The organism is Nostoc sp. (assembly GCF_036919675.1).
In the GTDB taxonomy this organism is placed as follows: Bacteria; Cyanobacteriota; Cyanobacteriia; order Cyanobacteriales; family Nostocaceae; genus Nostoc.
Genome location: NZ_JBALCP010000048.1, coordinates 1 through 11252, shown reverse-complemented (window position 1 = coordinate 11252; position 11252 = coordinate 1). Strand labels below are relative to the sequence as shown.

6 protein-coding genes and 1 pseudogene are annotated in these 11252 nt (G+C 38.0%); 4 read left to right on the top strand and 3 right to left on the bottom strand.

The window, feature by feature from the left end; all coding sequences use genetic code 11:
* Positions 1-26: 26 nt before the first annotated feature.
* The 3 genes from V7K49_RS09195 to V7K49_RS09185 all read right to left on the bottom strand — a co-directional run bounded on the left by V7K49_RS09195 (position 27) and on the right by V7K49_RS09185 (position 4507).
* Entirely contained in the window at positions 27-800 is a 774-nt protein-coding gene (locus V7K49_RS09195; protein WP_335205304.1) for a methyltransferase, read from the bottom strand.
* A gap of 93 nt (positions 801-893) precedes the next feature.
* Positions 894-2594, bottom strand: coding sequence for a carbamoyltransferase family protein (locus V7K49_RS09190; RefSeq protein WP_335205303.1), 1701 nt, complete (start codon positions 2592-2594; stop codon positions 894-896).
* Between the two features lie 161 nt (positions 2595-2755).
* Positions 2756-4507: an ABC transporter ATP-binding protein/permease gene (locus V7K49_RS09185; RefSeq protein WP_335205302.1), complete on the bottom strand. Its 1752-nt coding sequence runs from the start codon at positions 4505-4507 to the stop codon at positions 2756-2758.
* 1017 nt (positions 4508-5524) lie between these two features.
* On the opposite strand from V7K49_RS09185, the pseudogene V7K49_RS09180 reads away from it, so the two are divergent.
* From V7K49_RS09180 to V7K49_RS09165, 4 genes and pseudogenes are all read left to right on the top strand, one after another.
* Positions 5525-5707: pseudogene (locus V7K49_RS09180) on the top strand (ISAs1 family transposase); the annotation flags it as partial.
* A 670-nt stretch (positions 5708-6377) separates the two neighbouring features.
* Positions 6378-7814 (top strand): AAA-like domain-containing protein, encoded by a 1437-nt coding sequence (locus tag V7K49_RS09175; protein WP_335205301.1) that lies wholly within the window; start codon positions 6378-6380, stop codon positions 7812-7814.
* A 423-nt stretch (positions 7815-8237) separates the two neighbouring features.
* Positions 8238-10985 (top strand): AAA-like domain-containing protein, encoded by a 2748-nt coding sequence (locus V7K49_RS09170; RefSeq protein ID WP_335205300.1) that lies wholly within the window; start codon positions 8238-8240, stop codon positions 10983-10985.
* Positions 10967-11197 carry a transposase gene (locus tag V7K49_RS09165; RefSeq protein WP_335205299.1) on the top strand — a complete coding sequence of 77 codons (231 nt, stop codon included), beginning with the start codon at positions 10967-10969 and terminating at the stop codon, positions 11195-11197. The genes V7K49_RS09170 and V7K49_RS09165 overlap by 19 nt, the downstream gene beginning before the upstream one ends.
* Positions 11198-11252 lie beyond the last annotated feature (55 nt).

Sequence of the window (11252 nt, the reverse complement as noted above, 5' to 3'; positions counted from 1 at the left end):
AGTTACTATCCTAACGATGCGATTTTTTACAAAGGATTTAGCCAAGATTCATACGCTAAAGTCGTCTCTGTCATAGCGAGCGATCGCTCGCTATGACTGTTGTAATGCAGCACGCACAAATACAAGTGGGAAACATCATTCTCTTGTGCTATTTTTTTCATTTCTTCTACTTGTTCTCTACTCGCCTGTCCGTTTTCAACATATCTATCTACAAAGTAAGCAAATTTAATTGAAATCGGATTCACCTTAATTTTTGTCTCACCTTTTAAGTATTTCTGAGCCATATCTGCCAGCATGAATGGTTCTTTAGCATTACCTGGAGCAAAGGTAACAATCTGTGCGTAACCTGCTGCTGTCAGATGGTTGTCGAGTTCTTGGAATATCGCTTCCACAAAATCAAGTCCCCAAATGCCAGCAGCAGAATGCAGATAGTGGGCCATTCCCTGTGGTGTCGGCTCAAAAGGCGGATTAGAAATTATATAATCAAAGCGATCGCCACTTACTGGTTTCCAGATGTCCTTGATATCGCCATCCCGAATTTCGATTTTACCCTCTAGACCGTTGGTGAGAATGTTGAAGCCAGCATAGTTCTTAGCCCGAGGATTGATTTCTAGAGCAGTGACGTAAATTGCCCCTGCTTTGAGTGCGCCAATAGATAATACACCCGATCCCAGTCCGATTTCCAGTACCCGTGCATTAGTAATTTTTTTCTCTATAAGTTCGTCGAGAAAGAACTGCTGTTCAGGATGTATAGGAAATACTTGGTCTGGGTGAGAGTAGCTAACTAAATCGGTAGCCACAGTGTACTCTCCTGTGAGCTTTGAAGAAATGCTGCTGATGCGCTGATTACGAAAATTTGAACTGATTAATTCGCTGATAATCATAGTATTGCTTCAATTTTTACGTTCGATTACAAAATCTTGCATGATTAAGGCATCAATGGCCGTGCGCTTAAAGGTTGAGATGGCATCTTTAGGCGAGCAGACTATCGGTTCACTATCATTGAACGATGTATTGAGAATTACAGGAACCCCTGTGCGCTGTTCAAATCGTTCAATCAATCGGTGGTAACTGGGGTTGAGTTGTCTGTCTACTAGTTGGACTCTTGCAGTTCCATCAATATGAGCGACAGCAGGAATTTTTTCTCTTTTTTCAGGTCGTATTGGACAGGTAAATAGCATATATTTTAGGCTTTCACTCTGACGACCAATTTCAAACCATTTTTCTGCTTTTTCAGCTAAAACGCTAGGGCCAAAAGGCCGGAAATCTTCTCGGTGCTTGACCTTGCAGTTGAGTAATTCGCGTGTAGTGGCGTAACGCGGATCAGCTAACAAAGAACGATTACCGAGAGCGCGAGGCCCAAATTCCATCCGACCTTGAAACCAACCAACGACTTTACCATCCGCAACCATATCAGCTGCTTCTATAGCACTATCTATTGAGCGTCTGGCAGTCAAACCAGATTCTTCAATGGCTAACATAATTTCCTCAGTTGTAAATTCTGGCCCTGTATGCGGAGTGAGTTGCGGAGTATGAATTTTTGGTCGATCGCACCGCGTATGATAAGCGTACAAAGCCGCGCCAACTGCGGTTCCTGCATCGTGGGGAGATGTGGGGATAAAGATATTTTTGAACGGACCTTTTTCTTTGATTAACCAGTTAGTAACGCAGTTAAGAGCGACTCCTCCTGCATAGCACAAATTGTCTGATGGATAGAGGCGGTAAAGGTTTTCGACTAAGCGCAGTACGACGCGATCAGTAAATGCTTGTAAAGCCGCTGCAATGTCTTTGTGATGCTGTTCTATAGGTTCATTTTTCTTTCTACTTTTACCTAGTAGTGCTTCTAATAGTTCAAACTCGCCAACCCGGAAGCGAAGAAGCCCTTTGTCTAGAGTAAAGTTCTTATCTGTTATCTGTGCAAACTGAGAAAATGCTGCTTGCATAGTTTCGCTTTGTCCATAAGCTGCAAGCCCCATCACTTTGCAAGCATCGTATTCCGAAAAGCCGAGGAATTGGGACAGTTTTTCCCATAAAAAGCCTAAAGAATGAGGATATTCGATTTCATGTAAGACACCGAGCCTGTTCTCATGACCACAAGCCGCAATTGAAGAGGCATTTTCACCAATCCCATCAATGACTAAGATTGCTGCTTCTTCCAATCCAGAAGGGAAAAATGCGGAGGCTGCATGGGCCAGATGATGAGGAACCCAGATAAGTTTCTCTGCGGCTTTATCACCCAAGGCTTGGTTCAAAGAAAGTTTGACTTGTTCCAAACCTAAAAGGAATGTTTTTTCCCCTTCTATACTCCCCCAATCACCTGGAATGCTGATTGGGTCAATTTCAAAGCTCTTCTGACGTAGTTTAGGGTCAAAAGAAAATGCAATGAAATCGATATCTTCAATATGTAAATTGGCATCTCTTAGACAAAAATTGATGGATTGTACGGGAAGAATGTGAGGATTATCAATACGTGCAGCTTTGCCGTGTTTATAGCGGTTAAATCTTTCTTCTTCAACTGCTGAAACAATTTGACCATCAATCACGCAAGATGCGGCTGATTCATGATAAACCGAGTTAATACCTAAAATCTTCATACGTAGGTTGTGAAGTAGTGGTAATGAGTTATCACCTAATATATTCAGGTTTATACTTTAATTTTTCGGAGTTATTAAGGAAATTATTAGTCATTTTTAATTTAGGGAAAACATTATATAAATTTGACATTTATATGGATTATTAAAAGTATGATTTGCTTTCAAATTTTTTTATTTTTTGAATTATTAGAGTAGTCCTGCATATTCAAAAGTCGCCAACTAGAACCTTGTGAAAGTTCCAAAACCCATTGATGATAATTAAACAAACTTTCTCTATGTCCAACACTAATAAAAGTTGTTTTTGTCTGTTGTAGCTGTTGATATAAATTTTCTTCGTTTTTCAAATCTAAAGCACTAGTTGCTTCATCTAATATCGTGAAACTACTACGAGTAACTAACAGCCGTGCGAAAGCTAGACGTTGTTGTTCTCCTAGCGATAATATATTTTCCCAAGGTGCTTCTTTATCAAAGTTATCAACTTTGTTAAGCAAGTTTTGGAGGTTAACTTGTTGCAATATTTCTTTGAGTTGTGCATCGCTCATTTGTCGATTTATATGAGGATAAAGTAACTGTTCACGCAAAGTTCCCAAAATTATGTAAGGACGTTGAGGTAAAAATAAGACTTCTTCTAGAGGAGGTCTGACTAAACGACCAGTCCCCGCATTCCATAAACCTGCGATCGCTCTTAATAAAGAACTTTTACCTCGACCACTAGGCCCTACAATTAATAAACCTTCTCCTGGTTGAACAGACATTGACAAATTGTCAACAATCACCTGTTCATAATTGGGTGTTTTTAAGGTAATATTTTCAAAAGCTATACGATTATCTTCTATGGTTTTAATAACACTAATATTCTCTTGTTGCCTAGTTACTTCTGCTAATGCCTGAGAGAATTCATTTAAACGCTCAATATAACTTGAAAATTTACCAAAATTACCAAATTCATCAATCAATGCTGCTACAGCAGTAGCAAACAAATTACAAGCTATATTAGCTTGAATAATTTGTCCAAAATCGATTTCATCTTTAATATATAAAGGCCCAAGTATGACAAGGGGAAAAACTTGGATAAGAGCCTGATAGCCTCTTTTAAATATTTCCTGATTTCTCTCCCAATTCATTTTGAATTTACTATTAACAATAATATTATTAAATTTTTGTTTAATTATATTTAATTCTTGATTTTCTCCTTGGAAAAAAGCTATTGATTCAGCATGATTACGAATATGAGTTAAAGCATAGTTATACTCAGCTTTAAATTCAAGTTCATTTTGATTAATCTTATTAAACTGGTTACTAAAATAAGCAGCAATGCCATTGCCTATAATTGTATAAATAACTATAACAACTGCCGCTAAGTGAGAAATTGACCAAAGGATTCCTAAAAAAATAATCATTTCTAGCAATTTTTCTAGGCTATTAGTTGAAATACTCACAGCAGTGGTGGTAACAGGTTCAATTTCTTGAGATAGACGTTGATCTGGGTTCTCTAAATCAGATTTAAAGTTAATTTTATAATAGGCACGGTTGCTCAAATACTTTGATAATAGTTCATTATTTAGCCATTGATGCCAATTAAGAGCAATGTTTTGTCTGAGAAATTTAGAAAATCCTACCAGGATTGTTACACAGACAAGACAAAGGATATAAAGCCATAAAGTATTAATAAATTTAGAATAATCTTTATCCTGAATCAAGACATCGAGTATATAGCGATCAACAAAGCTATTAAAAGCATTGATGCTTACTAATGCAATTACTGACAATATTAAAAGAGCAAGCATTCCCCACGCACGAATTACATCTGAAAATGCTCTTTCTCCTGGCTCTGTGGGATACCAATAAGGCCCTGCGATAGCCTTTACTTGTTTCCAAAATTGATTAAAGTTTGAAAAAAAGGAATAATTCATTAATAACTTAATTTGAGAAAATTGAGTTTACATTCTATAAAAATAACATTTTTTATGAGAAAAAATTATTGTAAATCAATACTTTATAATAGACATAATAAATTGTTTCAACTAATGAAAATGTTTTCTTAGGATTTATATTTTTAACGTTGAAGCCCAATAGCTGTTTCAGGGAGATGGATTGAGCAACCAAGACATTATAACAGCGTAGCCACAAGCATTTCCAAAATCTGTCGGACTCCAAGGATCAAAGCAAACATTTTAACCATTGACCTCTAAGTCAGGGCGACCGCATCATGTCAATAAAGTTTATGTATTCTCAATAGACTCGAAAATTATCTCATTAATCCCTGCTTATTAACAAATATTTTAGCGATCGCACCGAGTCTCGGAAAGTAAATCAAACGAGAAATCCTTATTTTTTCGTTGGTTCTTAATCCTGGTTGTGATCAAGAGTAATTTAGATGCGTTTGCCCTGACCTCTAAGTAAGTCCTTGCAATTTCTATAAAGCCTAACTTTTATGTCTAAATAATCTCAGTTTTATAAAGAAAATGCAATAGTCAGCCAAGGCAATATTAAATGGATTATTTAGATTATTTAGTAGCTATTTAAGACAGTTAAGACAGTTAAGATAGTTAAGACATTTATTTAATGGACAGTTAAGACAGTTAAAACAGTTAAGACAGTTAAGATAGTTAATAAATAATTTTATAAAGATTAAAATTTATAAATTTAATCTGTCGTAAGTCATTGCGCTCTTTTATGTTTCTGGTAAGAGAAAAATGCTGTAATTTGCTAAGACTCTTGAAATTCCTTGAAGGCTGTGAGCAATACAGGCGCAGCGTAGTTTTTCATTCTCCCCCCATCTGTGACCTGGATTTCTCACAAAGGTTTAAACGATTAGCCCAAAACGCTTATGCCACTTAGACTTGAGATAAAATACCCCGTTCACATACTATCGCTTAGTAAGCTGTCACGCGTATAACTTGCACTTTTTATGGTCTAGAACCCTTGTTGTAAGTTCTTTACACAGCCCACAAAACTTTGCTTTACTACGTCGTATTGCTCTTAATGCATTAGAGCGGGAATCATCTTTTCGTCGCAGTATTCGCCAAAAATCACGACGAGCAGCTATGAACTATTGCTATATGCTTTCTGTGTTGGCTGCGGCTCTCTCAAACTCAGGACCTCTGCCATAATCCCCCTGTCAATAGGGTTTGAGACGCGCTAACCCTGGTATTATTTAAGTATTGACTTATTTAAAAAGTATCTATTTTACTAGTGTACTGAAGTTTCTGTTTAGCGATCGCGTCCTCCGGAGTGGAGCATCGTCACTCGTTTTTGTCCGACTTCAGAAAATCGCGTTGCTCCCGGTTTCATCAATCACTACGATTCGTAGTCCATTTAAAAAAGCTCCTACTGTTTCGCTATTTGCCATTGGTCGCACAAACTGCACTTGAATCTATTTTTCCTCAAATAGTTGTGTTTCTTATTTGACTTAAGATAGAAAATTAATTTCTATTACACGTAGTTCTATTTTTGACATTTATATTTTATTTATAAATACAAAATGTGAGAAAACAACCATCAAAACACTAAGTAAAAGTGGAAAAAGTAAGAAAAGTAAGAAAAGTAGGAAAAGTAGGAAAAGCAGGAACAGTAAGGAAAGTAGGGAAAGCAGATAATTTACATAAAGTGTTTACTATCAAGTTGATATGATGTAATGTAATTTGTTAAGGTTCCAATGGATTCCATAACAAAAACAAATATAAATGTATCAAAGATTGCTAACTTCAGTTTTAGTTGCCGTGTTTAAATGTAAAAATTGTCACTTAATTAATACTTTCTTACCAATAAAAAATCGGTTTTATGATGTATAAAATAGAACGAAACAAGACTAAGCGGAGACGAGGAGTTGTACTCACTTCTATTGGAATTAAACGGTTACAAGAAGCAATTCTTTCTGTGGAGATCGTAGAAAATAAAGGCGAACATTTGAGTTTGGAACAACTCAGCGATCGCATTAATGTTTCTTCTAGAACTTTTAGTAAATTATGGTCTTTAAGCACAAGTGTAGACCAAAAAACTGTAAAACTCTGCTTTAGCGCTTTTAATCTGGAATTACATAGCGAAGACTACACAGGTGCCAATGAAGCAAATGGGACTGAAACATCTGAGTCATTGTCTGTAGGTTCATATACAGAAGAAGATTCATCTCAACTTTCCCAATTCACTTCATTTGTTGAAGAACATCACGAAGAAACTGAACAAATAGAAAATCTTCGGTCATACCCGGATGGCCCCGTACCTCTAGATTCTTACTTTTACATCGAACGTCCCCTACTAGAGAGAAAGGTTTATCAAGAAGTAACTCAAAGTGGCTGTGTGATTCGGATTAGGGGCCCGAAACAGATGGGTAAAAGTTCTCTAGTATTGAGGCTGTTAGCCTTTGCACAGAAGCTTGGGTATCAGACTGTAAATCTGAATTGCGACCAATTTGATGTTGAGTGCCTAACTGATTTAAATAAGCTGTTACGTCATCTTTGCTGGCAAATTGCAACAAAATTAGGTATTAAACCCAACCTCAAGTCAGAATGGAATGAAGAAATTGGCCCTAACTTGAGTAGCGGGTTCTATTTAGAAAACTATTTGTTTAATCAATGTCAAAGCCCAGTAGTTTTGGTGTTGAATGAAGTTGATCGTTTTTTTAAATATCCTCAAATTTTTCAAGAGTTTTTTGCTTTGTTGCGGTCATGGTGCGAGGAAGCACGACACATTCCCAACTGGCAAAAGCTAAGATTAGTCATGGTTTACTCTACAGAAGAGTATGCCTCTTTGGATATCAACCTCTCTCCTTTTAATATCGGTTTATCTATTCGTTTGAACGAATTTACCCAAGCGCAAGTAGAAGATTTAGCTAGGCGATATGGTTTAAGTTCATGTACATCTAAAGATATTGCCCAACTGATGTCACTGGTAGGAGGACATCCAGCACTAATTCAAATTAGTTTGTACCATCTTTGTTCTCAAGAAATAACCCTGCAAGAACTGATAGAGGATGCGATCGCCAATGGTAGCATCTACCGCGATCATCTATGGCGACACTGGATTAAACTACAAGAAAATCCTAGACTAGCAAAGACTTATGCTAAAGTGCTGGCAGCAAAGCAAGATATTTCTGTTGATCCTATTGAGGCTTATAAGCTTGAAAGTTTGGGATTAATTCGCTTTGAGAGCGATCGCATATTACCACGTTTTGAACTCTACCGTGCTTATTTTCAAAAACAGTTATCAACAATTTTTTAATAATACATTTTTCGAGAAATAAAAAATGTAATGGCGTTAACTATCTCAAGATTTTCAAGTAAAATTTATTTTGATGAGCCATATAAATCAAAATTTATTGTAATGGGAAGGATTTGATTCACACAAACTATATTCCATTAATCAGGAATAAATATCAAGTAAAGTTAAGATATTTAAGAAGAAAGTAAAGAATTTTTTATGAAAGTTAAGAAATGTAAGAGTAAAAATAGCAAAAATACTGTTTGTGAATTGAAATAGAACGGCCGAAAAGGTTGTGTATGGAAAAGATAGTAATTTTTTACCTGAAATAAACTAATAAATTGCATCAAATCGTACTGAAATGTAGACAATATTTATTTTTTTAAAATAATATTAAAATGCTAACAATTATGTTATGTTCTTGTTTGATAATCACACTTCAATATGAGATATCAAGTAGGTGGTAGTCTCCGCAGCGATGACCCCACATATGTTATCCGTCAGGCAGACCAAAGACTTTATGACAGTTTGAAAGCTGGTGATTTTTGTTACGTCTTCAACTCTCGGCAGATGGGCAAGTCATCTTTACTACAGCGCACAAGTCATCGTCTTCGAGAAGAAGGCTCTAGCTGTGTTTACTTGGATATGACCCGCTTGGGTATTGAGGTTACTACACCAGATCAATGGTACAAAGGCATTATTATTAGCTTGTTTTACAGCTTCAAGTTAGGATCGCAGGTCAATTTTAAACATTGGTGGGAGACGCAAGCTGGCATTTCTTCGGTGCAAAAATTACATTCCTTTGTGGAAGAAATTTTACTGCCAAATGTTAAGAGCAATTCTCTACAAAACGGCAAAGCTGAACGCATTTTCATCTTTATTGATGAAATTGATAGTCTACTCAGTTTAAATTTCCCAATTAACGACTTTTTTGCTTGGATTCGTCAGTCCTATAACCTGCGACCAGAGAATCCAAGCTTTGAACGCTTGGGATTTGCACTATTTGGTGTAGTTAGTCCCTCTGACCTAATCGCTGATAAACGCCGCACGCCCTTTAACCTTGGTAAAGCAATTGAGTTACAAGGCTTTCAACTAGATGAAGCCACGCCCCTGCTTCAAGGATTAAAGGAAGTAGTCACTCAACCACAAGCAATATTGCAAGAGATTATTTATTGGACGGGAGGACAACCGTTTCTCACACAAAAACTCTGTGATTTAATTGTCCAACTTGCTTCTGAAAACATTACAGAAATAATTACTCTTGCTCCAGGTACAGAAGCATTGTGGATAGAGCAATTAGTAAAAACGCATATTATTCAACATTGGCAATCACAAGACGAACCTGAACATCTACGTACTATAAGAGATCGCCTACTATTCAACGAACAACAGTCCGGGCGGTTATTGGGTATTTATCAGCAGGTGTTGCAAGCCCCAGAGGCTCTTGAGCAGGGAGCAGGGGGGCAGCACTTCTCTATGAGACGCTGCGCTAACGACTTCGCTCACTGTGCAGGGTGCAGGGGAGAAGAGTTTTCCCCTTTGCCCCTCTCCCCCTCTCCCCCTTCACATCTTAATTCTGTCCCGATTGATGATAGTCGAGAACAGACAGAACTGTTGTTATCTGGTTTAGTGGAGAAACACAACGGCTATCTCAAAATTAAAAATCCCATCTATCGCAATGTTTTTAATGCCGAATGGGTATTAAGACAATTAGACAATCTCCGCCCATACTCACAGACATTCAATGCTTGGGTCGCATCAGGTTATAAAGATGAATCGCGCCTACTGCGAGGACAGGCACTCAAAGATGCTCAAAAATGGTCGCAGGGCAAAAGTCTGGGCGATTTAGATTATCGGTTTTTAGCCACAAGTGTTGAATGCGATCGCATTGAAGTGCAAACGGCATTGGAGGCAGCACGGGCTAAAGAAGTAGAAACACGACTCGTACAAGAGAAAAAGACAGCTAAATTGCAAAGGTTTTTGCTAGTTGGAGTGTGTATTGGGTTGCTCGTCTCTAGCAGTTTGGCGATCGGGAATTTCATTCTGTATCGTCAAACCAAAAAAAGCGAAGCTCAAGCTAAGAGTAGCGAAATTCGAGCGCTTGTATCTTCTTCAGTTGGACTGTTTGCCTCAAATCGCAGATTAGATGCGCTTGTAGAAGCAATTAAAGCCAAAGACAAACTGCTAAAACTAGGAATAATAAACACAAATCTTTCACCTCTGGTTAAAAATGCATTAAAACAAGCAGTTTATGGAGCAGATGAATACAATCATCTTTCTAGTCATACAGCAAGTGTTATGGCAGTAAATGTCAGCCCTGATAGTTCTTTAATTGCCTCAGCCAGCATGGATAAGACAATCAAACTTTGGCGACGTGATGGTACAGCAGTTGCAACTCTCAAAGGTCATCAGGGAGCAGTTAGGTCAGTCGCTTTTAGTCCTGACGGTCAGATACTTGCCTCGGCAAGTGAGGATGGTACTATTAAACTTTGGCAGCGCGATGCCAAAAACTCATCGTGGCGCATTTCTAGAACATTCAAAGGTCACACAGCTTCAGTCTGGGGAGTAGCTTTTAGTCCTGATAGTCAAACCATTGCCTCTGCTGGTTGGGACAAAACGGTGAGAGTCTGGAAGCGAGACGGCACTTTGCTGAAAACGTTTCAAGGTTATAAAACTGAATTTTGGGGAGTAGCTTTTAGTCCTGATAGTCAAACCATTGCGGCTGCCAATCTAGACGGGACAGTAAAACTCTGGAGACGAGACAGTTTAGGCTGGCAGAACGCCAAACCCCTACAACCTCTCCAAGGTCACGGAGCTTGGGTTGTCGGCGTAGCTTTCAGTCCCGATGGTCAGACCATTGTTTCAGCAAGTGAAGACAAAACTGTCAAACTTTGGCAGCGAGACAGCACAGATGGCAGTTATCACCTTGATAAAACTCTTAAAGGTCATAGTGCCGGAGTTTCGGGAGTAGCGTTTAGTCCCGATGGTCAGACTATTGCCTCTGCCAGTCTCGACAAAACGATTAAACTTTGGAACATTGATGGAACAGAACTGAGAACGCTCAAAGGACATAGTGCATCTATTTGGGGAGTTACTTTCAGTCCTGACGGTACCTTTATAGAACCCATTTGGGATCTGGTGTATTGTGAGATTAAAAGTATTTTTTATTACTTATGTATTCAAGCAGTTTAACAGATGAAGAGTGGTCAATAATTGAAGCATTATTGCCTAAAAAGAAGCTGACTCGTCCCCCAACATGGAGTAAAAGACAAATCTTAGATGGGATCTTTTATCAGCTGAAAAATGGCTGTAATTGGGCTGACTTACCGAAAGATTTGCCACCCTATTCCACTGTATTTTGGCATTATAGAACCCATTTGGGATCTGGTGTACCGGGAGATTAAAAGTATTTTTTATTACTTATGTACTCAAGCAGTTTAACAGATGAAGAGTGGTCAA

Coding starts and splice junctions, on each gene's coding strand:
- V7K49_RS09185 (WP_335205302.1), bottom strand. CDS start 4,507: ATGAATTATTCCTTTTTTTCAAACTTTAATCAATTTTGGAAACAAGTA.
- V7K49_RS09190 (WP_335205303.1), bottom strand. CDS start 2,594: ATGAAGATTTTAGGTATTAACTCGGTTTATCATGAATCAGCCGCATCT.
- V7K49_RS09170 (WP_335205300.1), top strand. CDS start 8,238: ATGAGATATCAAGTAGGTGGTAGTCTCCGCAGCGATGACCCCACATAT.
- V7K49_RS09165 (WP_335205299.1), top strand. CDS start 10,967: ATGTATTCAAGCAGTTTAACAGATGAAGAGTGGTCAATAATTGAAGCA.
- V7K49_RS09175 (WP_335205301.1), top strand. CDS start 6,378: ATGATGTATAAAATAGAACGAAACAAGACTAAGCGGAGACGAGGAGTT.